The 25,639-nt window shown below is 44.6% G+C and carries 25 protein-coding genes and 2 tRNA genes; 8 read left to right on the forward strand and 19 right to left on the reverse strand.

Translation table 11 applies throughout. The features are described from left to right. Positions 1–62 precede the first annotated feature (62 nt). The gene (locus tag MMAH_RS09125; protein ID WP_013038266.1) at positions 63–638 is read right to left on the reverse strand and encodes a flavodoxin family protein; all 576 of its coding nucleotides are present in this window, start codon (positions 636–638) and stop codon (positions 63–65) included. Between the two features lie 182 nt (positions 639–820). Between MMAH_RS09125 and MMAH_RS09130 the strand changes: the two genes are divergently transcribed. From MMAH_RS09130 to MMAH_RS09140, 3 genes are read left to right on the forward strand one after another with little or no spacing between them, the layout of a single operon-like run. Further along, positions 821–1,168: an ArsR/SmtB family transcription factor gene (locus MMAH_RS09130; RefSeq protein ID WP_013038267.1), complete on the forward strand. Its 348-nt coding sequence runs from the start codon at positions 821–823 to the stop codon at positions 1,166–1,168. Beyond that, positions 1,165–2,274 carry an SO_0444 family Cu/Zn efflux transporter gene (locus MMAH_RS09135; protein WP_013038268.1) on the forward strand — a complete coding sequence of 370 codons (1,110 nt, stop codon included), beginning with the start codon at positions 1,165–1,167 and terminating at the stop codon, positions 2,272–2,274. The genes MMAH_RS09130 and MMAH_RS09135 overlap by 4 nt, the downstream gene beginning before the upstream one ends. A gap of 52 nt (positions 2,275–2,326) precedes the next feature. Further along, on the forward strand, positions 2,327–4,105 hold the full coding sequence (locus MMAH_RS09140) for an adenosylcobalamin-dependent ribonucleoside-diphosphate reductase (RefSeq protein ID WP_157198728.1): 1,779 nt from the start codon (positions 2,327–2,329) through the stop codon (positions 4,103–4,105). A gap of 376 nt (positions 4,106–4,481) precedes the next feature. On the opposite strand, the gene MMAH_RS09145 is transcribed toward MMAH_RS09140, so the two are convergent. Further along, complete coding sequence (locus MMAH_RS09145) at positions 4,482–8,537, reverse strand: beta strand repeat-containing protein (RefSeq protein ID WP_013038270.1); 4,056 nt, start codon at positions 8,535–8,537, stop codon at positions 4,482–4,484. Positions 8,538–8,886: 349 nt separating this feature from the next. Beyond that, positions 8,887–8,959 (reverse strand) — tRNA-Gln (locus MMAH_RS09150). A 133-nt stretch (positions 8,960–9,092) separates the two neighbouring features. Between MMAH_RS09150 and MMAH_RS09155 the strand changes: the two genes are divergently transcribed. Next, positions 9,093–9,524, forward strand: a complete 432-nt coding sequence (locus tag MMAH_RS09155; protein ID WP_013038271.1) for a DUF61 family protein — start codon at positions 9,093–9,095, stop codon at positions 9,522–9,524. A gap of 10 nt (positions 9,525–9,534) precedes the next feature. Here the strand turns inward: MMAH_RS09155 and MMAH_RS09160 are convergent, their stop codons facing one another. The 6 genes from MMAH_RS09160 to ilvE all read right to left on the reverse strand — a co-directional run bounded on the left by MMAH_RS09160 (position 9,535) and on the right by ilvE (position 15,500). Next, positions 9,535–10,626, reverse strand: coding sequence for an OBG GTPase family GTP-binding protein (locus MMAH_RS09160; RefSeq protein WP_013038272.1), 1,092 nt, complete (start codon positions 10,624–10,626; stop codon positions 9,535–9,537). A 98-nt stretch (positions 10,627–10,724) separates the two neighbouring features. Then, positions 10,725–11,822, reverse strand: a complete 1,098-nt coding sequence (locus tag MMAH_RS09165) for an ABC transporter ATP-binding protein (RefSeq protein WP_013038273.1) — start codon at positions 11,820–11,822, stop codon at positions 10,725–10,727. Between the two features lie 3 nt (positions 11,823–11,825). Continuing rightward, positions 11,826–12,494 carry a molybdate ABC transporter permease subunit gene (gene modB / locus MMAH_RS09170; RefSeq protein WP_013038274.1) on the reverse strand — a complete coding sequence of 223 codons (669 nt, stop codon included), beginning with the start codon at positions 12,492–12,494 and terminating at the stop codon, positions 11,826–11,828. Between the two features lie 5 nt (positions 12,495–12,499). Next, the gene (modA, locus tag MMAH_RS09175) at positions 12,500–13,297 is read right to left on the reverse strand and encodes a molybdate ABC transporter substrate-binding protein (protein ID WP_013038275.1); all 798 of its coding nucleotides are present in this window, start codon (positions 13,295–13,297) and stop codon (positions 12,500–12,502) included. Between the two features lie 103 nt (positions 13,298–13,400). Further along, the gene (locus tag MMAH_RS09180) at positions 13,401–14,597 is read right to left on the reverse strand and encodes a molybdopterin molybdotransferase MoeA (protein ID WP_013038276.1); all 1,197 of its coding nucleotides are present in this window, start codon (positions 14,595–14,597) and stop codon (positions 13,401–13,403) included. Positions 14,598–14,621: 24 nt separating this feature from the next. Continuing rightward, positions 14,622–15,500: a branched-chain-amino-acid transaminase gene (gene ilvE, locus MMAH_RS09185; protein ID WP_013038277.1), complete on the reverse strand. Its 879-nt coding sequence runs from the start codon at positions 15,498–15,500 to the stop codon at positions 14,622–14,624. A 142-nt stretch (positions 15,501–15,642) separates the two neighbouring features. Between ilvE and MMAH_RS09190 the strand changes: the two genes are divergently transcribed. Both MMAH_RS09190 and MMAH_RS09195 read left to right on the forward strand, forming a co-directional pair. Then, positions 15,643–15,717, forward strand: a tRNA-Arg gene (locus tag MMAH_RS09190). Positions 15,718–15,929: 212 nt separating this feature from the next. Beyond that, a complete protein-coding gene (locus MMAH_RS09195; RefSeq protein ID WP_013038278.1) occupies positions 15,930–16,334 on the forward strand; it encodes a PaaI family thioesterase in 405 nt (134 codons plus the stop codon). 2 nt (positions 16,335–16,336) lie between these two features. Here MMAH_RS09195 and MMAH_RS09200 read toward each other — a convergent pair whose 3' ends face one another. Both MMAH_RS09200 and MMAH_RS09205 read right to left on the reverse strand, forming a co-directional pair. Continuing rightward, the gene (locus MMAH_RS09200) at positions 16,337–16,978 is read right to left on the reverse strand and encodes an HAD family hydrolase (RefSeq protein WP_013038279.1); all 642 of its coding nucleotides are present in this window, start codon (positions 16,976–16,978) and stop codon (positions 16,337–16,339) included. Between the two features lie 20 nt (positions 16,979–16,998). Beyond that, positions 16,999–17,388, reverse strand: coding sequence for a response regulator (locus MMAH_RS09205; RefSeq protein WP_048902309.1), 390 nt, complete (start codon positions 17,386–17,388; stop codon positions 16,999–17,001). Between the two features lie 221 nt (positions 17,389–17,609). Between MMAH_RS09205 and gpmI the strand changes: the two genes are divergently transcribed. After that, on the forward strand, positions 17,610–19,154 hold the full coding sequence (gene gpmI / locus MMAH_RS09210) for a 2,3-bisphosphoglycerate-independent phosphoglycerate mutase (RefSeq protein WP_013038281.1): 1,545 nt from the start codon (positions 17,610–17,612) through the stop codon (positions 19,152–19,154). Here gpmI and fen read toward each other — a convergent pair. The 3 genes from fen to MMAH_RS09225 all read right to left on the reverse strand — a co-directional run bounded on the left by fen (position 19,142) and on the right by MMAH_RS09225 (position 20,922). Then, positions 19,142–20,161 carry a flap endonuclease-1 gene (fen, locus tag MMAH_RS09215; protein WP_013038282.1) on the reverse strand — a complete coding sequence of 340 codons (1,020 nt, stop codon included), beginning with the start codon at positions 20,159–20,161 and terminating at the stop codon, positions 19,142–19,144. The genes gpmI and fen overlap by 13 nt on opposite strands. Positions 20,162–20,183: 22 nt before the next feature. Continuing rightward, positions 20,184–20,486, reverse strand: coding sequence for a hypothetical protein (locus MMAH_RS09220; protein ID WP_013038283.1), 303 nt, complete (start codon positions 20,484–20,486; stop codon positions 20,184–20,186). Between the two features lie 112 nt (positions 20,487–20,598). After that, positions 20,599–20,922: a hypothetical protein gene (locus tag MMAH_RS09225; protein WP_013038284.1), complete on the reverse strand. Its 324-nt coding sequence runs from the start codon at positions 20,920–20,922 to the stop codon at positions 20,599–20,601. Positions 20,923–21,029: 107 nt separating this feature from the next. On the opposite strand from MMAH_RS09225, the gene MMAH_RS09230 reads away from it, so the two are divergent. After that, entirely contained in the window at positions 21,030–21,929 is a 900-nt protein-coding gene (locus MMAH_RS09230; RefSeq protein ID WP_048902193.1) for a presenilin family intramembrane aspartyl protease PSH, read from the forward strand. Positions 21,930–21,931: 2 nt separating this feature from the next. Here the strand turns inward: MMAH_RS09230 and MMAH_RS09235 are convergent, their stop codons facing one another. The 5 genes from MMAH_RS09235 to MMAH_RS09255 are packed head-to-tail and all read right to left on the reverse strand — an operon-like array spanning position 21,932 to position 25,633. Continuing rightward, positions 21,932–22,384: a carboxymuconolactone decarboxylase family protein gene (locus MMAH_RS09235; protein WP_013038286.1), complete on the reverse strand. Its 453-nt coding sequence runs from the start codon at positions 22,382–22,384 to the stop codon at positions 21,932–21,934. A gap of 15 nt (positions 22,385–22,399) precedes the next feature. Beyond that, a complete protein-coding gene (locus MMAH_RS09240) occupies positions 22,400–23,341 on the reverse strand; it encodes a methanogenesis marker 7 protein (protein ID WP_013038287.1) in 942 nt (313 codons plus the stop codon). Then, positions 23,319–23,930, reverse strand: a complete 612-nt coding sequence (locus MMAH_RS09245) for a methanogenesis marker 17 protein (protein ID WP_013038288.1) — start codon at positions 23,928–23,930, stop codon at positions 23,319–23,321. Before MMAH_RS09245 ends, MMAH_RS09240 begins: the two co-directional genes overlap by 23 nt. 6 nt (positions 23,931–23,936) lie before the next feature. Next, the gene (locus tag MMAH_RS09250; protein WP_013038289.1) at positions 23,937–25,181 is read right to left on the reverse strand and encodes a methanogenesis marker 15 protein; all 1,245 of its coding nucleotides are present in this window, start codon (positions 25,179–25,181) and stop codon (positions 23,937–23,939) included. Further along, positions 25,178–25,633, reverse strand: a complete 456-nt coding sequence (locus tag MMAH_RS09255) for a methanogenesis marker 5 protein (protein WP_013038290.1) — start codon at positions 25,631–25,633, stop codon at positions 25,178–25,180. The genes MMAH_RS09250 and MMAH_RS09255 overlap by 4 nt, the downstream gene beginning before the upstream one ends. Positions 25,634–25,639 lie beyond the last annotated feature (6 nt).

Consider the following 25,639-nt stretch of genomic DNA (forward strand, 5'->3'; position numbering starts at 1 on the left):
TGATGGATACGCATTTTCATACGCAGGAAATGCACATCCAAAAAAAGGAACAAAAGGGCTACTCAGCCATTGATCTTTTTCATAAGCCAGGCCATGTTCTGCCCGAGGTTTTGCATCGTCTGCAATCCTTCTTTATCAGATTCTACATCCCCGGGTGCAGCTCCCATTCCTATATTCCAGTAGCTTGAACCCGGTATTATCATCTGGGAGATCAGGAAAAAGTGGTTGATGGAATCAAATGCATGGAGTGCGCCTGCTCTCCTGACAGCTACAACCGCTGCTGCGACCTTATGTTTGAAAAGTTCATCGTTTGCTTTGCCCACAAACCCCGCCCTGTCAATCAGAGCCTTTGTTTCCGTAGTCAGATCGGCAAAGTATGTAGGACTTGCAATAATGATCCCGTCGGCCTCGATCATCTTCCCGATACATTCATTGATCAGGTCACTGGATATGACACATCGACGGTCCCTGTTCTCAAAACACTTCATGCAGGCAGTACATCCCATGACAGGGATACCTCCCAGCTGAATCATTTCGGTCTCAATTCCTTGCCTTTCAAGTTCTGAAAATACGTTTTTGACGAGCTTTGCAGTGTTCCCGTCTTCCCTGGGACTCCCATTGAATGCTACAACCTTCATTTTAGTACCTTCCATTTATTTTTAGACAACATGTTTCCAATAATTGCATTATTAACTCCCCTATATAACAACTATACTACTATTGACCCGAATCATTTAGATAATTACTGGAAAAAGGAACTTTACTTTTTCCATGTAGCAAAGAAACAGATTCATATATATGAAAGATTGATCATGTGTTCATGGATGATTTGCCTTGCGAACGTGTGGATAAGAACCAGATAAAAAAACTCACAATCCCCCCACCTGAAACAATTACCCGCATGTCTGCCATATTTCAGGCATTGCAATCACCTGCACGCCTGAATATCCTGTTCTTACTCAAAGAAAGGGATATGTGTGTATGTGAACTCAGTGAAGCACTTGAAGCCTCACAGTCTGCAATATCCCATAATATGCGGACACTACGCCAGCTAGATCTTGTGAGGGTCAGGAAAGAGGGGCGTTTTGCGGTCTACTACATTGCAGATGAGCATGTCAGGCTGCTGATCGAAATGTGCAGACAGCATATTATAGAGGAATACCGATGAGCATTGCACAAATTTTTATAGAAATTCTGGCAGGAATTATATATGAGACCTGGTACCTTTTCGAAGAGGCAGCACCCTATCTTTTCCTCGGTTTCGGGATTGCCGGATTGCTGGAACTTGTGGTTTCCAATGAGAAGATCATTGGACATCTCGGCAGCGGTGCAGGCAAATTTAAATCTGTGCTTAAGGCCTCTATTGCCGGAATTCCCCTGCCCCTGTGTTCCTGTGGTGTGATACCTGCGGCAATGTCCCTGAAAAAAAGAGGGGCAAATAATGGTGCCACCCTGTCCTTTTTGATATCGACACCCCAGACCGGAGCTGACTCAATCGCAATCACCTATGCCCTGCTTGATCCCATCATGACAGTATTCAGGCCCATCGCAACCTTCATAACCGCAGTTGGAGCAGGAATTACAAGCAATATAATGGAAAAGGACGTGACAGATACACCCCTTTCAAATCCCATTATGCTCTCAAAAAGGGAAGACACAACAAATCAGGGCTGTGATTGTGGCGGTGATGATTGCGAGCAAAAAGGCCTGAAAAAACGCGCCATTGATGCCATAAAATATGCTTACGTGGAACTGCTGGGAGATATTGCAAAGTGGCTTATTGTGGGATTGCTGATAGCAGGAGTTATTTCCTATATCGTACCGGAGGAAATTGTGGGAGGCTACCTTGGAGGCGGGATCGGTTCAATGATCTTAATGCTCTTTGTCGGGATTCCGCTATACATATGTGCCACCGCCTCCACACCTCTTGCAGCCGCCCTTATCGCCAAGGGCATGAGCCCGGGTACTGCCTTTGTGTTCCTGCTTGCAGGGCCGGCCACCAATGCTGCAACCATTACAATGGTCACGAAATTTATGGGCAGAAAGGCTGTTACCATTTATCTTGCAATCATAGCCCTCTTTGCGCTGATATTCGGGATATTGCTCGATCTAATATACATTCGAATGGGAATTGAGGCAACGGCCATTGTGGGAAGTGCAAGTGATCTGCTTCCCGCAGAAGTGAAAACTTTCTTTGCTTTGCTTCTGGCAGTAATGATAGCCTATTCCTTCATACAGAAAAGAAAAAGTGACGAGTGCCAGGATTGCTCCTGAAAAGGAGGTAACTATAAAACATCTTAACCCAATTTCCAGAATGGGGTTTTGTATGGATAAAGGCAATAGCACGATCGAATCCAGATTGTCCGCCAACGGGAAAACGTTGCTGGAAAAACGCTATCTTTTAAGGGATGCAGAAGGGAAAGTCGCAGAAGAGCCCGGTGAGTTATTCGCCAGAGTTGCAAAGACTATTGCCAGAGTTGACAGCAGATACGGATACGATGTAGAAAAAACTGAAGATGATTTTTACCAGGTAATGGCAGACCTGGAATTTCTTCCCAATTCCCCCACCCTCATGAATGCGGGCACCGAGCTGGGGCAATTGAGTGCGTGTTTTGTTTTGCCTGTGGAAGATTCCCTGAAAAGTATTTTCAAATCCCTGCAGGATATGAGCCTCATCCACCAATCCGGCGGTGGCACAGGATTCTCCTTTTCAAACCTGCGCCCCAAAGGAGATATCGTGGGCTCCACAAATGGCGTAGCTTCAGGACCCCTTTCCTTTATGACCATCTTTGATAAGGCAACGGATGTGATCAAGCAGGGTGGCAGACGCAGGGGAGCCAATATGGGTGTGCTCAGGGTGGACCATCCGGATATCATTGAGTTTATCAGGGCCAAGGAAGATGAGGAACTGCTGCGCAATTTCAATCTCTCGGTGGGTGTTACAGATGAATTTATGGAGGCTGTCAGCCAGGACAGGGATTATGCACTCATAAATCCCCGAACCGGTAAAATTGAGAAGAGATTAAAAGCAAAGGATGTTTTTGATCGGATAGTGACCTGTGCCTGCCGGACAGGAGATCCCGGCCTGCTTTTTCTGGATGAGATAAACCGCAGGCATCCCCTGAGTACAATCGGCACTATCGAGAGTACAAATCCCTGCGGAGAGGTACCACTTTTACCCTATGAATCATGCAACCTGGGCTCGATCAACCTTGCGCAAATGGTAAAGGAGGGGGCTATCGACTGGGAGAAGTTGAAACAAACTGTCCATACAGGAGTGCATTTCCTGGATAATGTGATCGATGCCAACAAATACCCTCTCCCGCAGATCGGGCAGAGGACAAAACAAAACCGCAAGATCGGCCTGGGTGTTATGGGATTTGCCGCTATGCTGGCACGCCTGGGGATTCCTTACGATTGCCGGGAAGGAATCGCGACAGCGGAAAAAGTAATGAAGTTCACCCAGGACGAATCTGTGCAAAAATCTGTGGAACTCGGTGAGCAGCGGGGCAGTTTCCCGAACTTCCACAGGAGTGCTCTTGCAAGGGATTATCCGGCAATGCGCAATGCAACGGTGAATACCGTGGCCCCCACAGGCAGCCTGAGCATAATTGCAAATACCACTTCAGGAATTGAACCGATGTTCGCCCTGACCTACAGGCGCAATGTGATGGGAACACGGCTGACAGAGATCGATCCTGTTTTTGAGGAGATCGCAAGGAAACACGGATTCTACAGCAGCCAGCTGATGGAGGAAATCGCAGGTACTGGTTCCCTGCAAACCAGCCCGAACATACCGGAACAGACCAGACGAATCTTTGCCACCGCACTGGAAATCCAGCCCCGATGGCATGTGAGGATGCAGGCGGCTTTCCAGAAGCATGTGGATAATGCCGTTGCCAAGACCGTGAACCTGCCCCATGAGGCTACCGTAGAGGATTTCCGGGAGGTGTATATGCTGGCCTACCGGTTGAAGTGCAAGGGAATCGCTGCTTACCGTTATGGAAGCAAAGCTGAACAGGTGCTGGAGATCGGCAATGCCGGTGACAAAAAGGCTGGCAGCACCGGCACAGTAAAAGCCTGCACGAAAAACGGGTGTGAGTGAGGCAAATCGTGGTTAGCCGGTTTTGAGAAGTCGAATACTTCGTATATACAGATTTAATATCTGGTTTACAGAAAAATAAAAAAAGAGTGCAGCAAAGATTTGCTGCATTCAGGAATTCTTTTTCTTCATTGAATAAACCACACCGATACCCACGAGTGCAATCAGGCCGATTATGCAAATGGTTGACAGTGATGGCACACCAGTGGAATCATCCTCTGCACCAGTGGATGCTTCCTGCCGGGTGTCTGTGGACTCACCGGTATCTTCAGCAAGGAGTGAATAATATCAAACCTGGATTTTAAATAAGAATTCTAAAAAATGTAGGGAGATTTATCCCTACAAACATTGACTTTTTATCTTACATTCATTCACTCACTTAAGGGTATTCAATCAGGCTTTCAAACACTTCCTTATCTCCCGTATCGAACTCTACCTCCTTATCGAGATCCCATGCTTGCTCTCCATGTCCACCGGTCAGGTTCAGCACTATATGAGTTGGTGCTCCTTGCCATTCACTGAAACTGGCATTGAATGCATTTCCAACTTCAGTTAGGTTTTGGTAAGTTATGTTTCCGTCACCTTCGAATTCACCAATATCTTGAAGAGAGATTTTATCTGTTTCATCTGAACCATTCGTATCGTTGTAAAGCATTACAGTCGAAGCCGTAGTGTTGAGATCATATGGCGATCCAGTTGCATCAGAATATGAGATTGGTTCTCCAGATTCATTGAAGAACGTATAGTTAAATACAATACTGCCTTCTTCAATGCTTACGTTGGCATCTGAGATGTTTTGATCTTCTACAGTAGTCAAGAGGCTTTCAAACACTTCCTTATCTCCCGTATCGAACTCTACCTCAATGTTGGAAGAGTATGAATACTCATCATCCCCGCCGGCCAGATTCAGCACTATATGAGTTGGTGCTCCTTCCCATTCACTGAAACTGACATTGAATGCATTTCCAACTTCGGTTAGGTTTTGGTAAGTTACTTTTCCGTCATCTCCGAATTCACCAATATCTTGGAGAGAGATGTTATCTGTTTTAGCTGAATCATTAGTGTCGTTGTAAAGCATTACAGTCGAATCCGTAATGTTGAGATCATACGGCGATCCAGTTGCAGCAGAATACGAGATTGGTTCTCCAGACTCATTGAAGAACGTATAGTTAAATACAATACTGCCTTCTTCAATCTTTACATCGGCATCTGATATGCTTGCAGTCTCTTTTTCGAAGAGCTCCAGAATGCTTTCCCAGTCATCCTCATCACTGGACTCCAGGTTAACAGTTAGTTCTTCACCATCTATAGTGAAATTATATGGACTAAACTCAAAGTCACTATAATCTCCGTCAGCACCAATAATTTCAGATTCAGCATCCTCTACAGCTGCACTTACAAGAGTGCTAAGATCCCCGGTTTCTTCAAAATGACCCTTACTCTCATTCCATGTATAATCAGTCTCATTGTACTGGATGGTACTTACACCTGCTGCATTATTCAATGACTTGAAGTATCTGGCAAAGTCATCCCTGACTCCTCCAAGAATATCGAGGTCTGCGCCGGTTTCATTGTTTATAGAATCGCGGTAGTCCTTTAAATTCGACTGATTATAGGTGGCTGTAAGAGTATTGCTATCAAAAGAATATGCCAATGGTTCAGCTACTGGAGATTCTTCACCTACCATCCCAACAACGGCATAGTGAGCTTTAAGGTCCAAAGGATCATGAATTCTAACCGTAAGATTTTCTGTCGTTAGATTTTGTGTACCTTTTGATACATTAAAGACTACATCTGAAGAGCCTGTATCATTAGCAAATCCATTTAGGGCTATTACAGATGGATTACTGGTAGAAGCGATAGAGATGTTTACACTCAAATTTCCTTCAGCAGAGAACATACCTTCCAATTTCTCAGTTATAGTATCACCTTTTGCAAAGAGTATAACTTCTTCCCCAGGTATTTCCTCTTCATCAGTATCAATATGCGTTTCAGTGACAAATTTACCAATACCCACATCTACAGACGTATTAATTGCTTCCATATTGGTGAATTCCATATGATCAGATGGTTCAATAGAGAACTCAAGTCCATCATATGTTCCAGAAAGTTGGCCAGTAAAATTCTTATCAATTTTATCTTTCAAAAATCCATCAATGAAAGCTTCATACGCTGTACCACCATCTACTGCCCTATCTTCCAATATCATATCTTCCACAGTGAAATTCCTTGGTTGTTTAGGTTCATCGATACCTAACATGCTAAAATTGAATGTTGTCAATTCATCGTCTGAAGTATTCAAGAAAGTAATTTTTGAATTGTCTCCATCAATCTCTAACTTACTGAGATCAACAGGTTCATTTGCACTATTATTGATTTCACTTAGTTCAAACTGGATGGAACCTTGGCGAATATCAAATTCAAATGATTCAGGAGTATCAACAACCATTAATACTGAAGTTGCATCAATACTAGTTCCTTCTTCAGCTTTTGTGGCGTTTGCACTGAAACTGAATACATGGTTGCCTGTAACTTCGGTTAAGTTAGATAAACTCAACTCGATGGTTTCGGTTCCATTAGCAACGTTACTTATATTAAACACACCACTACCAAATGAAACATTGCCATCATCCACGTTTATTGAATAATTCTCAGCGCTGTGCACATATATATCGCCTGGAATAGAAATGTTTACATTACCGTTGCTTAAATTCTCACCCAAAGTATAAGTGATCTTCAAACTACTCAGTTCATCATTGCTAACTAATGTTTCATTCAATTCAAGATTGCCACGTGCAGTTCTAGAATCTACTGTTCCTTCACCGTCCACGTCACTTGCATTAATGGATCCAGCCACACTTATATTTACAGAAGTGCTTACAGTTACATTTGGTCTATCACTTTCTATATGTGCCCCATCAGCACCGTCAGTTACAGAAACGGAAGTCCCTGTTGAACCAGAAGATACCAAGTTAGATCTTACATTAATTGTAACACTTGGTACATTAGTATTGTTCAAATTGACAGTTGCACCTTCTGCATTCACATTGATATTGTTTGCACTTCCACCATTCTGATTCCATGTGTTCGTTGAAACAGCATCAATATCAATATCCCCGTCTACTGTTGCCTCATTATTTACAGTAGCATTTGGAGTATTTACAGTAAGATCACCTTCAATGGTAACATCATCATTAATATCCACGGTTGTAATATTTTTCATGTCTATATCGAGGTTACCTTCAAAAATTACATCTTCTATGGTGAGTGTACCATCAGATTCACCTGTAATACTACCATCAGCATATGTTCCTGATGCAATCGTTTCATCCCCTGATTCAACTTTGATGTTTAAATCGTCGGGAGTGTCATCTGGAGTTGAACTGTCACTACTACCACCACTACTACCAAGTCCTGGTTTTGCTTTTATTGTTTCTAAAGCTTCACTGGCCTTACCCTTGTCACTGGCATTCACCAGGCCTTCTACAGTGATTTCTACACCGTCATTATTTACATCGACTTCAACTTCACTGCTTACATGAGAGCCTTCAGCACCAGCTGTTATCGTAATTGACGGGATGCTGGCATTCTCTGAAGCTACTACAGTAGCCCTTTGTGTAACAGTAACTTCCTGGTTAATAGTTCCAGATATCAGATTGACAGTTGCATTTTCTGCATTGGCATTGATCTGGTTTGCATCACCATACTGGTTCCATGTATTAGGTGCAACTGCATCGATGTTTATTGTACCATCAACCTGTGCATGATTATCCACGGTTGCATGTGGTGTATTGACAGTAAGGTCTCCCTCAATGACAACATCAGAACCTAATGTAATGAGACCGTCAGTATCCCCGTTAATGTTCAAATCGCCGCCATAAGTACCACCTATATGAGAGCCTTCAGCACCAGCTGTTATCGTAATTGACGGGATGCTAGCATTCTCTGAAGCTACTATAGTAGCCCTTTGTGTAACAGTAACCTCCTGGTTAATAGTTCCAGATATCAGATTGACAGTTGCATTTTCTGCATTGACATTGATCTGGTTTGCATCACCATACTGGTTCCATGTATTAGGTGCAACTGCATCGATGTTTATTGTACCATCAACCTGTGCATGATTATCCACGGTTGCATGTGGTGTATTGACAGTAAGGTCTCCCTCAATGACAACATCAGAACCTAATGTAATGAGACCGTCAGTATCCCCATCAATGGTCACATCACCATATGTACCACCCGGCACTGTAAAATCACCTGAATCAACTGTCTCTGTCATGTCAGTTGCGGACTCAGGTTCAGTCTCCGGAATTATATCTTCATCATCTGTACCATTATCTAAACAACCTGTTGGCATCACTACGATTGCTGAGATTAGGAAAATCAAAACAACCAATAAAAATGGCCTAATATTCGTATCACGATTTGTTTGCATGAGTATCCCCCATTGAAATTCAAATTTGGATTAGAGAATGAACGTGTTGCAATTTATGGAACTCCATTTATATAAATTTAAGGGATTGGAAACAAGTGGTAGTATACACAAAAGAGCCGTTGTGCATAGCATGTCAACGATTAATTAAAAATCTAATTTAGTAAAAATGATACGTGACCTGAAATTAGCTAGCAAGCAAAGGATTGGTTGACCCAAAAACTCAAAAGGTAATTGAGTGGTAATTCATGTATATACCTCTGGTTTGAATCCATTATTGTATTTATATTATAATATTTGCAAAAAAACGTATTTTTATTATTGAATGTATACTATTTTTAAAATATTTTAGTAGTCCCGCCCGGATTCGAACCAGGGTCTTCGGCTCCAAAGGCCGAAAGGATTGACCACTACCCTACGGGACTGCTCACTGTGATAATCGCATAATCCTACTTAATTTTTATGTAAGAGGACCTGCTTATTTCCTGACACAAGGTTATAATTTCCGGCTATTCTGCCCGGCCGGTTGACAACAGATCATTGTGTGGGAGGGAATACATGACAGGAAGATTGCCCGACTCGGATAACCCGGTGTTTGCCCGCTGGATGAAAGGGGAAATGAGCAGGATCAACAGGGCGATAGTGGCACAGAGAAAGACACTGGCCCAGTTGCTTGAAGAAGAGGTGCCACAATCCAGAACCCGGGTGGAGAGAAGGTACGTATTCGACAAGCAGGTTATCAGGATGCTGGGAGATAAACTGCCTGCAGAATTGCGTGACAGACTGAAACTTCCCATCCTCTTTTTCTTTGATTTCCGTGTGGAAGACAGTTGTTTCCTTAATGACAGACATGCTCTTGAGGCACTGCAAATGCTCTCAGAATTGGGACATATGTACCGTATGCGTCAGGGCAAGGTATGGGTTGGCAAAAGTATGGCCTACTCGATCATGCGCAAATACCCGACTGCCATACAGATCACAATGGGCTGAAAAAATAAGTTCACGTCTGTATAATTACAGTCAAGATATCCTCATCCTCAAGCACATGGTCCAGCCCTGCACGCTGGCCCGGGTGTTTGGCCGATTCACCCCATACCTGGGCATACCTGAACTTATCCCGGAAATCGCGATGCAGGTGATCACATACATCTCCCACCGTGCTTCTTTTACGGATAATAAGCGGCTCCTCCATATCCGCAGCCTCGCCCTGGGGTTTGAGGTATATCCGTATGAAATCCAGGGAATTGAAGATCATGTCCTTTACCTCTTCCAGATGAGTGCCCTTATTGGCAGAGATCAGCAGGGAATCCGGGAACTTCTCCCTTACTTTAGGCAGGATGCTTTCGTCCGCCAGGTCCACCTTATTGATGACAGTCACATCGGGAATATAGACACGGTTGCCCATTACCACATCGATCAGCTGGTCCACATCTATATCATCCCTGATAAGCACATGGGCATTGTTTATCTTATAATCATCCAGGATTGCTTTGATAAGGTCCTCCGAAAGATCAAGGTCAAGGGTGCTGCTCACAGTGATCCCACCGCGATCTTTCCTCTTGATCACGACATCAGGCGGACGCTGGCCCAGCCGGATACCGGCATCATAAAGCTCCTTTTTCAGAACCTCGAAGTGTTCTGTCTGGAAAACGTCAAGCATGAAAACTACCAGGTCACTGTTACGCACAACTGCGATAACTTCCTTACCCCGGCCACGTCCGCTGGCCGCACCCCTGACAAGACCCGGTACATCCAGAATCTGTATGGCTGCACCTTTGTGTTCCATTACACCGGGAATAACATCCAGGGTTGTGAATTCATAAGCACCGATTTCGGAATTTGCCCCGGTAAGCCGGTTCAGAAGAGTGGATTTACCAACTGAAGGAAAACCTACCAGTGTAACCGTAGCATTTCCTGATTTACGTACTCCATAACCTTCACCGCCGGATTTGGCAGAAGCTTTCTTCTGGAGTTCCTCACGCAACCGGGCAATCTTGGCCTTCAGTTTACCTACATGATGAGATGTTGCTTTGTTATAAGGAGTGTCTCGAATCTCTTTTTCAATATTGGCAATATCGTCCTCGACGCTCATCGCCACCTAACACCACTTCAACGTTAAAAAGACTTTCCCGTTGCTGCAATCCCATAAATTTTTATTGATTTTACCAGTTGTATTCAACCGACAGGCTCCTACCGGGCAAAAACAAGTACATCCCGGGGATCGATTTCTACCAGGCATTGCGAACCTAGTCCGATATCCAGTTTCCCGAAGGTGCGGTTATCCATTTCCGACAGCAGCACTGATCCGCCACCCGGAATATCCACAGCCACAACCCTGCTTGCCCCCCTGTTGACAACACTGCGCACAATCGTGGAAAAAACATTGCAGCCGCTAATATCTTCCCCGCCAGGATGAAGATGGACATTCTCCGGCCTGACACCCCAGGAATACCTGCTACCCTCTTCAACATCCATTGTGGTGGTAATTGTGATAGAACCAGCATCCAGAACAAAGCCATTCTCAGCCTTACCTGCAGTATCGGCATCGAAAATATTCGATACACCCACAAGTTCTGCCACATGCCTGTTGCAAGGATTGTAGAAAACGTCCTCTGGCCTGCCCTCCTGCTGCACCGAGCCCTCATGCAATACCACTACTTTGTCGGCCAGCGTGAAGGCTTCAACCGGATTGTGAGTGATGAACAACACAGGGATATCCAGTGTCTCCTGGATACTGTGTATCCTCTCCCTCAGGCGCATCCGGACCACCATATCAAGTGCTGAAAAAGGTTCATCCAGAAGTAGTATGTCAGGATTGGGAGCCAGGGCACGGGCCAGGGCAACTCGCTGTTTCTGGCCTCCCGAAAGCCGGGAAGGATACTGGTCCTGCAGGCCCGTTATGTGCAGAAGATCCAGCATCTCATGCAACCTTTGCTTTTTTGCAGCATCCGATTTGCCTTTTAACCCGTAAGTGATGTTTTTGGCCACGCTCATATGCGGAAAAAGGGCATAATTCTGGAAAACATAACCTGGCCTGCGGTCCTGGGGAGATAGGTTCTTTTTTGACTCACTGTCAAAGTATACCTTCCCGTTAACTTCAATAAAACCCTCATCAGGTTTCCCCAGCCCTGCAATACATCTCAGGGTTGTGGTTTTCCCTGACCCCGAACGCCCAAAAAGGACAACCAGTTCGTTTGAAGCAGTAAAATTAACATCCAGATTAAAATCCGGTGCATCCTCCTGGCCTGAATATCGCTTTTTTATATCAACCCGAATATTACCAGTCATGTCTCACACCTTCCACCGGTTAACAAGTTTTGCCGTTGCAGCCATGGAAACAAGCGACATTATTACAAGGATTACAACAAGAATATTGGCAAGACTGTCATTGCCTGACTGGAAGGCAGTGTAAATAGAAAGTGACATGGTATTTGTTTTTCCCGGAATGTTACCCGCCACCATAAGGGTTGCACCGAATTCCCCCACAGCCCTTGCAAAACTCAACACCAGCCCTGCTATAATTCCTTTCTTTGCAAGGGGCAGGGTCACAAAAAGGGCAGTTTCCAGCTCGCTGTGACCCAGCGTATAAGCCACATATTCCAGTTCCCGATCCACACTTCCTATCGCGGCGGATGTAGTTTTAACCATCAATGGCAGGGATACCACAAAAGCAGCGATAACGGCTGCCTGCCATGTGAAAAGAATACCAATCCCCGTCATTTCAAAAAGCGGTTGACCCAGCACACCATTCTTCCCGAGTAATATGACAAGCAAGTAACCGGTTACCGTTGGGGGCAACACAAGGGGCAGGGTTACCAGAATATCCACAAGGTTTTTGCCCGTAAAATCGCGGCGTGCCAGCAGGTATGAAATGAGCAGGCCCACCAGGACCACAAGTATCGTTGAGATAGTGGCTATCTTCAGGGTTATATACAGAGGATAAATGGCCTGCTCAAGCACAAAACTCACTCTACCTTAAATCCATATTCTTCCAGAGTACGCTTACCCTCTGGCCCTGTTACAAAATCAATGAATTTCCGGGATGCTTTCTTGTCCTCAGAATCTGTCAGGATTGCCACCGGATAACTTATATCGGCATTTACCGGCACCTCTCCTACAATCCTTATTTTGTTGCTCTCAGAAGTTTGTGCATCGGTCATGTATACAAATCCTGCATCCACTTCCCCGCGTTCCACATAAACAAGGACCTGTTTCACATTTTCCGCAAATATCGTCTTGCCTTCAATCGCCTTCCAGAGCCCTGCCTCTTCAAGCCCCTGTTTTGCATAAAGTCCTACGGGCGCAGTTTCGGGATTACCCAGGGCGATCTTTGTGATTCCCTCAGAGTCCAGATCCTCAATATTCTCGATCTGGTTTATACCTGCGGGCACTATCATAACAAGACAATTACGGGCAAAATCCCGTCTTGAATCGGTATCTATCATACCCTTCGTATCCAGAATATCCATGTGTTTCCGGGAGGCTGAAGCAAAAACATCAATAGGTGCACCCCCCTCAATCTGCATCCTCAGGGAACCTGAACTTGCAAGATTGAGATTGACATCAATATCAGGATTAGCAGCCTCGAACTGTTTTACGATCTCACGGTAGCTTTGCGTCAAACTGGCAGCAGCAGATACCGTGATTTCGTCACGGTCAGCCTCCTGTACAGATGATGCAGTGGAATTGGCCAGATAGGCACCGACCACAGCTAAGAATGCTATTGTTGCTACCAGAAGAATAATTTGATTATTTCTTTTCATTCAACAACCTTCTGCTTCAAACGATATGTTCAGACGAGCATAACGGTGAAATGGTATATATTTACCTAAATAGGTTTCTAAAAAAGGCTAATAAAGAAGGAGATCAATTCTCAAAAAAAGTGACTTCAACCTCATTTCCTGCTTTAACAAAAGTAATTTCCGGTTCTATTACAATGAAACCATCGGCCTTTGCCAGTGTGGTTATTGAGGCAGAGGTTTTATCCACCGAATAAGCACACTCATCAATTACTTCCACACAGTGATATTCCAGCCTGTTATCTGAATAAACATCATCCATAAGGGTTGCTTTCATCCTTTGCCTGGCAGGAGCAGTGATTCCCAGCCCCTTTCTTACAAGAGAGGATACAATCTCACTGAATACCATCAGGGATGCTGTAGGATTACCGGGCAATCCGATTACAGGAATATTGCTTATAGATGCGATAATTACCGGTTTGCCGGGTTTGAACTTTAAGCCATGCATCCGGATTTGGCCTTCTTCTTCCATTAGCCGATACATGAAATCATCCGAACCTGCCGATGTGCTGCCGGTTGTCAATACGATATCACATTCAGAAACTGCCTCTAAAAGAAGAGAACGGGCTTTTTCAGGCTCATCCCTGACTATACCGTAGGCTACAGGAATTGCCGAAAGACGCCTGATAGCAGCTGAGAGGGTATAGGAATTGGCATCATATATCCTGCCCGGACCGAGAGGATTGCCAGGTTCGGTCAATTCATTCCCGGTAGATATAATTCCCACTTTAAGATTTTTGACAATTGTATCATTGATGCCCAGCGCTGCAAGGATACCAATCTTTGCAGGAGATACCATTTGCCCTGCTTCAAGAACAGTCTCACCTCTGGAAATATCAGTGCCGGCGGGAAGGATGTGCTGGCCTTGCCGGACATTACTGTGAATACACACGTTGTCGTCTGCAAGAGTGGTGTCTTCCACCATGACAACAGAATCACTTTCCTGTGGAATAGGGGCGCCGGTGGAAATTTCCACAGCTTCACCTTTTCCAAGGGATAAAGTATCCTCTCTACCCGCAGGGACATAACTTTTCAGCAAAAGACATGTACCCGGCGTAGGTGCATCTCTGGCACGGATAGCATAACCATCCTTGAGTGCCTTGGAAAAGGGTGGAACATTGATGGCAGATACTATTTTTTCTGCAAGTATACGACCATCGGCATGATCAAGTGAAACATGTTCCACTCCGCAACTTACGAGCAGAGAGTCCAGAATTTGCCTGGCCTCATCCAGCGAGGTTAGATCTTTGAGTATTTTGCGCATCTTAATTTCTGCAACCTTCAATACTTATTCATATATCGGAGTACCGGTAGTACCTGTTATATCCTCGAAAGCCTTTACCATTTCCCCGGTAATGGGCCCGGGTTTTCCGTCTCCGATAAGCCTTCCATCAACCTTTGTAATGGGGGCGGCTTCTGCAGCAGTGCCGGTTACAAAAACCTCGTCTGCTGTGAATAAGTCAAAAAGGCCCACATTTTCCTCAAATAACTCATAACCCCTTTCCACAAGTAACTCAATAGCTGTTGCACGGGTAATACCTTTCAGATTGGAAATTGTTGGCGGAGTATAAACTTTGCCATTCTTTATTATGAATATATTATCCCCTGAACCTTCGCAGATATAGCCATTGCTGTCCAGGAATATCGCTTCGTCGCCACCCTTGGCATTGGCTTCGATCTTGGCCAGAATATTATTCAGATAGTTCAGGGATTTGATATTCGGGGAGAGGGCATCGGGAGCATTGCGCCGGGTTGCGACCATGACCGCTTTTAAACCAACCTCATAGAGGTCCCCATACATTGCCCCCCATTCCTGGGTAATGATGAATATATTGGGAGTTTTGCATTTGCGAGGATCAAGACCGAGGTCCCCTACACCACGGGATACGATTGGTCTTATGTATGCATCACTGAGATCGTTTTTCCTCAGGGTTTCCAGGATTGCCTGACTCATCTCTTCCCTGCTGATGGGAATTTCCATTGCGATGGCCTTTGCAGAATCAAATAAACGATCGACGTGCTCTTTTAACTTGAATACCCTGCCATTGTATGCCCGGATTCCTTCAAAGACACCGTCTCCATAGAGGAAACCATGGTCATAGACAGAAGTGGTTGCTTCGGATTTTGGGACATAGTCGCCGTTGTAATAAACCAGAATTTCACTCATTTTCAGCCCTCTTAATATGACTTATCGGTATTAAGGTGGACAAATGTAATCATAATATATATGAATATTTGCAAACTCATATTCAGCAGTTGACAAAAGGCTTTTATGCACCAAATCCTATTTCATGTCGCTTCACTGTCCTGGGCCCGTGGCTTAGCCAGGATATAGCACCGGGCTTCTAACCCGGTGGTCGTGGGTTCAAATCCCACCGGGTCCGCATCAACTTTTTTATATTACTGTCACCGATTGAGATATTAATCCCCCAGTTATAGTCTATAATTGCTGACACCGTAAAATGGCTACAAAAAGAAGCTTCTGGGTTACATACATTTATTGCTGACATGGAATTTACAAATGCCAGGGAATATATCATCGAAGAGGGAACACTGAAAGTCTGGACCCAGTTAAAATTCAAGGGTAGTGTGAAATATGAAAGAAGCAGAAGAATTGCTAAAAAAGGACCTGTTTGCCCGGTATATCGGAATAGAGTTGCTGGAAATTTCAGAAGGATATGCAAAAGCTTCCATGAAAATAGAAGACTGGCACAAAAACGGCCTTGGTACAGTACAGGGAGGTGCCATATTCACCCTTGCAGATTTCACATTTGCCGCAGCAGCAAACTCTCATGGACAAGTGGCTGTTGCCATCAATGCCAACATAAGCTATCCAAAAGCGGCAACTGAAGGTACTCTAAAGGCAGAAGCTTTCGAAACATCCCTGAATCCCAAAATCGCAACCTATACAGTAACGGTCACAGATGATACGGCAGGCACTGTTGCCCGCTTCGAAGGTCTTGCATACCGGAAAAGAAACAGAATTGAAGATATTACCTGAACTTATTCCAGGGATAAAAGGTACTGTGCAAGTTCGCCGTGGTTTTCAAATATCCTATCCGCACTCTCCAGTTTATCAGGGGACACATAAGTAGGAACAGCCACACAGTACATCCCTGCCCTTTTGGCCGCTTCTACACCTTTTGTTGCATTCTCCACCACAACACAATCCGCAGGATTTACTTCAAGCATACGGGCAGCTTTTAAGAATGGCTCCGGTTCGGGTTTGCCTTTGCTGACATCCTCCCCACTGACGACAGCATCGAAGATGCCGGGGAAAAAATCATCCACTATAGTTTTAACAATTGATCTGTCGGCACCTGAAACCATGGATAACAGAAAATGACCCTTTAGCTGTGGCAAAATCGAGCTTATTTGGTCAAAGGGCCTGAAACTGGCCGTCCGTTTGAATTCCTCTTGGTATTGCGCAAGGAGCCCTTCAATGTCCAGAGATGCGATATCGATATTTTTGCTTTTTAATATGTGAGTTACAATGTCAACAGTTCTGGAACCTTCCATTTCATAGATGGTTTGCTCATCGAGATGTATTCCCACAGAGCCGAATACCCGGTTAATTGTTTTGACATGATGGGGCATTGAGTCTATGAGAATGCCATCCATATCGAAAATCAAAGCCCTGACCATGTATAAAATACTCCCTGATATCAGGAATCATCAGATATCTCGTGTTTGTGCAGAGCAATCTCAATATTGGTATGTAGGTCCTCGATTTTGAAAGGTTTGGAGATATAACCGGCAGGGTGTGTTAATTTTGCCCTTTCAAGGGTTTCTTCATCAGTATAAGCGGTCAGATATATTACAGGAATGTTGAAATTTTTCCTTATATAATCTCCTGCCCCTATCCCGTCACCTTCTCCTTTCAGCAAGATATCCATCAAAACCAGATCAGGATAAAAAAGATCGGCTTTGCGTATAGCATCCTCTGCAGAAGATGCCGTACAGGGGATGGAATAGCCTAAAGATTCAAGTTTGTTTTTAATTGCCATAGCAACTATATTTTCATCTTCGACTATCATTATTTGTGCTTTTTTCATCAACGGACCTTCATAAATTTCAGCATCAATATACAATAAATCCTTACCGATAACACTTGCACATAAGAATTATAGGTGTTGTTATGAGGGAATAATTATTCATCAAATACCACTTAATATAAATTTATTGTTGTCATTCATATCAAGCTTGATGGTTCATATATTACAAATAAATAATACATTCCTGATCCCTTATATAGCATAAAAGCGTGAGTAAAAGCATGAAACTGGCCCGAAAACCTCTCTTGTTGATGATACTGGACGGATGGGGATACTCACCCATCAGGAAAGGAAATGCTGTGGCACAGGCCAACACCCCTGTTCTTGACAGGCTCGAAAAAGAGAATCCAACCTGTCTTCTGCAGGCTGCCGGGGAATCAGTGGGCCTTCCAAAGGGACAGATGGGAAACTCCGAAGTAGGCCATCTCAATATCGGCGCAGGCAGAATTGTCTACCAGGATCTGACCCGCATAAACCTGGCAATCAAAAATGGGGAGGTCTACAAAAACCGGGTCCTGCTTGATGCCATCAGGAATGTGAAGGAAAAGGATTCAAAACTGCACATCATGGGACTTTTTTCCCGCGGAGGAGTCCACAGTCATATAGACCATATGCGTGCCCTGATAGAGATGGCTAAAAGGGAAGCCTTAAGTGAAGTATTCATTCATGCTTTTTTGGATGGCAGGGATGTACCCCCCAGGACTGCCCTTGAGGATATGAAACAGCATGAATTATTCTGCAGGGAAACCGGTATCGCAAAGACTGCCAGTGTATCCGGCAGATACTATGCGATGGACCGTGACAAACGGTGGGAACGTACCCGGCTTGCCTATGATGCCCTGACACTGGGAGAAGGAATAAATGCTGAAGATCCTGTGGAAGCGGTACAGCTTGCCTACGACAGAGGAGAAAATGACGAATTTGTCAAGCCCACTGTTATCCAGGAGAAGGGCAAACCTGTAGCCACAATTGAAGATAACGATTCTGTGATCATGTTCAATTTCCGCCCGGACAGGGCAAGGCAGCTTACCTATGCATTGGTGGAAGATGGATTCGAAGGATTCGAGAGGAAAAAGTATCCACAGGTACACTATGTCTGCATGACACAATATGATGAAAAACTGGATGTGCCTGTTGCTTATCCGCCCAAAGAGATAAAAAATACACTTGGTGAAGTGTTGAGCAGGGAAAATATACCCCAGTTACGTATCGCTGAAACTGAAAAATATGCCCATGTTACCTTTTTCTTCAACGGTGGAGTGGAAAAGAAATTCAAAGGAGAAGAAAGATGCCTCATACCCTCACCCAGGATTGCGACCTATGACCTCAAACCCGAAATGAGTGCCTATGAAGTTGCTGAAGAACTCACCAACAGGATTGAATCAGCAAATTATGATGTGATCATACTCAATTTTGCCAACATGGATATGGTGGGACATACCGGTTTCTTTGAGCCGACTATCAAAGCCGTAGAGGCTGTGGATGAATGTGTGGGAAAAGTTATCGCAAAGATACGCCAAAAGGATGGTGAAGCATTGATAATCGCTGACCACGGGAATGCAGAACAAATGGAAGAAATTCATGGAGACCAGCCCCATACCGCCCACACAAGCAATCCGGTTAAATGCATATGTATCTCAGAGAGACAAAATATCAAAATGAGAAATGGGATACTTGCCGATGTTGCACCGACTGTCCTGCAAATGCTTGCAATAAAACAACCAGAAGAAATGACAGGTAAATCCCTGATTGTTCAAAACCATTGATCCAGGGTTTGCTGGCTTTGCTGTTTGCCGGCTTTTTCAAGCCGATCTACAGCTTTGAGAACTCGCTCCTCAGAGAAATCGTGCTGTTTGCAGAGGAAATCCACTATCTTTTCCTTTTGCGGAGATTTCCATTTCAGTTCATAAGCATCCGTCACAGGTGGATTCAGGAAAAAATCGATCTTTGCATCAAGCTCGTCAATGACTTCACCCCTGTGTTCCAGAATCTTATGGATGCTGCCATACTGTTTAATTAATTTAAGGGCTGTTTTGGGGCCGACTTTTTCCAGCCCTTTATTGTAATCAGTACCCACACACAGGGCAATACCGATCAGTTGCCGACGATCTATATCCAGTAACTTTATATTTTGCATAAGGTCAATAGATTCGGGTTCTACATCAATGTAAACATTCTTACCCGGCAGTTTGCGTTTACCCGTAATTGTAAGATTGCGTATTACCCTTGGAGCTCCGAAAAGCAGGGAATCGTAGTCCTGGGAGGCACTATAATCTGCATCGCCTTTGTTCACCATATAGGCTGCCTGTGCTTCACCCTCAGAAGGAGCCTGTACACAGGGAATTCCCATGTAATCCAGAAGTTGCATGGAATCTTCCACTATCAGGGCATCTACCTTTGAAGAGGCCTGTGCATATTTGTAAACATCTTCTGACAGGCCTTTTTCTTTTGCTTCATCCCATTTTGTAAGGGCCTCTTCCCTGGACTTTTTACGCTGGCTAATTGTATCTGCCTTGAAATCAGGGGGTTTGCCATCAAAAACAAAAACCGGTTTTATACCAGCTTCAAAGAGGTTGGTCATCCTGTACAGGATACCGGAGAGATGGGATGTGATATTGCCTCTGGAATCCTTCAGGGGAGTACCGTCACGTTGTCTGATGATACTCAAAAACTGGTAAAGGGTATTATATCCGTCAATCGCCACTGTCCTGTGAGCAAGATCACCAAACCCCACCTGTCTTTTTTCCAGTATGTCACCTATATCTACACCCATTGCAGTGTCCTCTTAAATTGGTTTAATGAAGTTGGATATCAGTATCAAGGCGTATATCCAGTACCGAGTCATAATCGACCTTCATCCGCCCTACCTTCAATATATTACCTGCCCTCTCAAAGAGAGTAGTTCTGGAAACCTGTAACTGATGCCCGTCCTTTTTCTCACCTTTATGGACCACCAGCACATTATTTCCTTCAAACTCAGTCTTACCGGTCCTGGAGAGCATATTCCTGATTACCTGCTCAAATTCCGAATATATCAGAATTTCTGAATTCTTCCCGGATTTTTTTATGACACCAATTGGTTTAAGATTAATTTGCATTGAGCCAGCCCCACCATTCTGAAATATGTTGATAAATGCCCATACAGCCCATCACATTAATATTGTTTTCGGCAGATGTCGATAATGAAAAATAATGGGGAATTAAAAAAGATTAACGATAATTTCTTCTGTTGAAGGTTTCCATAGCATCATCCACCACATTTGTGACGGTATCTATTTTTTTACCCATATTATCCTCAACACTCTGAATATTAATCCGAAGAGAGCGTTCCCTTAGATCGAGCTGCTCCTCAATTTTACGCATCCGCATATCCAGGGAAAGGAGCATCGCCGCAAGAGCTCCTACCATTACAATGGCAGCAAGAACGATCAATGAGTTAGCAGGACTGTATTTGAACCTTCCCAGCCATACGTATGTCAACACAAAAGCTGATACGACCATAACGATAGAAAAAACAATGTCCCTTGTTTCCATGGTAAGACCTCCAGTATACTTAATTCATGTTACTACTTAAGTATTACATAAACTTAATTAATGGATATTGCATTAGGTCCTGTAACATACAAACAGGATGAGAAATTTTGAGCGAGAATGAAAACGGAATCAAGGAATACTTCCCGATGATTGTAATGGCCGGTTTTATACTGGTCATCCAGATCATTGCACTTACCCTTGCACAACCAATGAACGATCTGGGAATGCAGGCAGTAGATAACCCTCAATCCGCGAGCAATTCCATATACTACATAATCGCAATCCTCATATTCACCCTGTTTTTACTTTTCGCTATCAAGAAAGAAATACAATGGGTAATCCAGATAATCATCCTTGTTGCTGTTGCCTCTACCATGTATTACGGATTCTATCCCCTTCTCCACCTTACAGGATTGGGAGGAGAAGGACCGGTTATCGGGGGTTTATTAATGGCAACTGTTTTCACAATCCTGCTTTATGTCCATCCTGAATGGTACATAATAGACTTTGTGGGTATCATTGTAGGAGCAGCTGCAAGTTCTATTTTTGGAATATCATTTGGCATCTTACCTGCAATCGTGCTGCTGGGCCTGCTTGCAGCATACGATGCAATCTCAGTGTATAAGACAAAACATATGATTGCCCTTGCAGAGGGCGTGATGGACCTGAAGCTGCCAATCCTGTTTGTTATACCCAAAAAAAGGAATTACTCATTTATTGAGGACACACCCTCAACAGAAGGAGAAAAAGAAGCCTTCTACATGGGATTGGGTGATGCCATAATGCCAACAATAATAGTCGTTTCTGCAAATGTATTCCTTCCCCATGAAGGTTTCATAGGAATCCCCGCCATCGGAGCAATGGTCGGTACCCTTATCGGATTTTTTGCCCTGACAATCCTGGTCATGAAGGGAAAACCCCAGGCAGGCCTCCCATTTTTAAACAGCGGGGCAATTCTTGGCTACGCGGCTGGTGCCTTAATAACCGGGATGCCCCTTCTGGGATAAAATTACCTATCCGAACCTGTGATGTTGCATGAATCACAGTCACTGTCACAGGAAGGGGAACTACCATTTACCTCGTCATCAAGGGCACGTGTGCCTTCTGCAAGCACCGAGGCATTGGAGATAGCCCCACCTATAAGAATAGCATCGAATATCTGTTCCCTTGTCAAACCAAGCCTGCGGGCAACCCTGATATGCATCTTGAGACAATGATCACATCTCAGTGCAGAAGCAACACCCACGCAGATAAGTTCGATTGTTTCGGGATCAAGTCTTTCAAACTCCCGCATTATAGAATTATCATACATTACTTTAGGGATTAGCAGCTCCGGCATATCTTTCATGAAATTGAGAATATAGGGCACTTCCCCATATCGTTCCTCAACTGTTGAAAGCACATCGGAAACCGCTTCGTCTTCATCCTTTTCAAGAATTTTCCTGATATTGTCCAGATCCATTACACACCCTCTTAATCATATAGTAAATCCAGTTTCTGAGCGGCGGCGAATTTTTATGAGAATATAGTCCTTCATTTTTGAAGGAGTGATATTTGCCACATCCGAGAGGGAGATATTTTCATCCAATTCCAGCTGTTCCAGTTTTTCATGGAATTGTCCAAAGGGAAGTTTCACTCTCATGCCATCCAGTTGAAGGGTTATGGGGGCAGGGGTTAGCACATCATTAATTTCAGGCACCTGCTCTTTAATCTCCTTCATCACTCTTGCAGGCAATACTGCAAGAGGATCCCGGGATATTTCTTCACGCAGTTTATCCACAACTTCCCCGACAGTTTTATTCAATACATCAAGGCTGTCCATTTCACCTTCATTACGCAGCCTGTGAGATACACGTCCAATGCCTCCAACATAAACATCGGCACCCTCTACATCCTCAGTCTTAAGCTCGGGGCCTCCTGTAGCCACAATGGGAACATTAACACCCGAGAAAAGTTTGGGTTTCTTATTCATTATACAGTCACTGAAATTCCCAAAACTGTAAACTGCAATGTCATGTTCGTTGATTAGCCGTCTTTCATAATCCTGAGAGAGAGCCACTCTTCGGCCCATACCACGTGCAAGGCCCAGCATATTGGTGTTAGCACCATCCCTGCGCAGATGTTCGGCAACATCACATGCCGAATGAGGAAGATGATGGTAGGCAAGGGTTGGGGATACTACAGCTATTTCAGTACCTGTTAAAGGAGCTCGCGTGAGTTTGCCCAGTATTTTCTTTGCAAGTTCTTCCATCAGGGGGACATCTTTACGGGGAATCAACATCACAAGATTAATTTCCGTTGCAGCCGGTGTACTCTGTACAAGATAACCCCCAAGGTCTTCCAGGAGTTCAATAATCAGGCCGTGTTTGTGCACACCGCCTTCGTAGACATAGGGTTCAAGCACTGCTGCCACTGGCATCATCTCCCTTTAGTTCTTCCAGCATCGTGTGTGCTTCATCAATCCATTCTTTTTGCATCGTATCCTCGGATGCCACAAATATGAAATCATTACCGTTCAATGAATGATAACGTACCCTGAATCCTTCAGGAGCAACCCTGATAGCCATATCCGCCAGATTGGACTTGAGTGTGCGCCGCGGGTCATCCACAACAAGATTTTCGAGAGACACCATCTCCTCCTCCGGATTATCCACAAACAGGGAAATAGTCCACCTGTCCGGTTGCTCAAGGCTGTCACGCCCATACCGATCCCAGAGAATCTGCAACAGGCGCGGAAGATGTTTTTCTACAGAGATAGTGATCAAAATTTCTCCTTCACTGCCCCCTTTTTGTATTTCAGCAAAATCTTTCAAGATCAACTGTGGAAGAACACCACGTACAACTGCTGCCAGCTGGAAAAGAGAATCTTCGGGCCTTATTTTTACTTTGATTTTTGCAATTCTGCCCGCCATCCCCAGATCGGAGATTACATCTGATACAACCTTTCGATAGGGAGCAGCTTCCTCTTCAACGGTGGTTTCAACCACGAACTTTTCAAGGGTTGCCAATTTTAATCACTCCTTATCAACAAAACCGGAAACAAGCAACGCAGCACCCACTGCACCGATATCCTGGGCATGTGGAGGAACAACAACATCGATCTTGAGCAGTTCTTCCAGAGCTTTTGGTACACCTGCGATCAGGGATGAACCACCCACCAGGACAAGGGGTTCTTTAACTTCAATTTCCTGGAGCTGCTGTTCAAATATTTGTTCCACAACACTGTGGCAGGCAGCAGCAGCCACGTCTTCGGGTGTAGCTCCCTTGGCAAGGGAATTTACAAGGGACTGGATTCCGAAAACAATACAATAACTGTTCATTTCTACATTTTTCTGCATTCCCTTGATTGCAAGATCCCCGAGTTCCGTTATATCCACATTCAGTCTTTTGGCTGTCATTTCGAGGAATCGACCCGAAGCACCGGCACAAACGCCTCCCATGGTGAACATCCCGGGAATGCCGTCCTGTACGGAAATGGCTTTGTTATCCATACCCCCAATATCAATTACAGTGGCATTACCCTGCTGTGTCTTTGCAAGGTAGACTGCACCCTTGGAGTTTACCGTAATTTCTTCCTGCATAAGGTCGGCGTTGAAGTGATCACCTATAAGGAAACGTCCATATCCTGTTGTACCGATTGCCTGCAGGTCCTCTCTCTTGACATCGGCCTGGTCCAGTGCCTGCTGAAGGGCTTTTTTGGCACTTTCAAGCACTTTGATGGTGGGCACCCAGCCTTCACCGATTATCTCATTATCCCTCATAACTACAGCTTTGGTAGTTGTTGAACCTGAGTCAATACCTGCTGTCAATCCTTCCTGATATTCCCTTGCAAGTAAATGTTTGCTCTTTGCAATGGTTGTCAGGGCTTCCATGCGTGTCAGCAGGGTAGCCGCGGTCGTTCGTTCGGTAAAGGAATAACTTATAACCGGCAGACCTGAATCTTCAAAAATATAACGGCGCACTTCATTACGAACTAGTGCAGCTTCAGCACATCGGAAACAGGTAGCAACAAACACAGCGTCCACCTGAGCCGCACCTTCTACTACAGCTTTTGCCCTGGCCATCATAAGACGCAGATCAGGACTTGCGACTTCCAGCCCGAATTCCTGACCTATGGTGTCCAGTGATGCCACATCCATCTCCGGATAGACAAGTTCCGCATTCAAGGAAGATGCTGCCGATTCCAGTTCCTTCTGGATACCGGCATATTCAGAACCGCATGAAACCAGTGCTATCGTTACCTTATCAGAATTACTCATTCTCCATCCTCCTCTTTGGGCAGGGATTTCAGGAATTCAGCAATCTGGTATACAAAATCTTTACCTTCTTCATCGGTGCGGGGATATTTGACTTCAAGACGGGGAATGTCCCTTTGGCGTGCAAGGAACTTTGTAAGTTCATTGGTACGTGCACAACCCATGCAACCAAAAGCAGATGCCGAATCCAGCACGATGATCGCAGCGTCGGCTTCATCAACCAGGGGACCCACTATGGACATGCGGCCCCTCACACCGGCAGGAACTTCTACTGAAGCATATTTCAAGCCAAGTTTGGGATCTTCGGGAGTAATATTGAGCGGCGGGGAATCCACACCTACTGTAGTGATTTTTTCCCGGATCTTCTCCATCATTGCAAGGGGTTTATGGCCAAACCTTTCCACAAGATCAGAAAGGATAAGGCTGTTAGTGGGGTAGATGAAAATTTTTGCCAAGGTGTC

This window comes from Methanohalophilus mahii DSM 5219 (assembly GCF_000025865.1).
Classification (GTDB): domain Archaea; phylum Halobacteriota; class Methanosarcinia; order Methanosarcinales; family Methanosarcinaceae; genus Methanohalophilus; species Methanohalophilus mahii.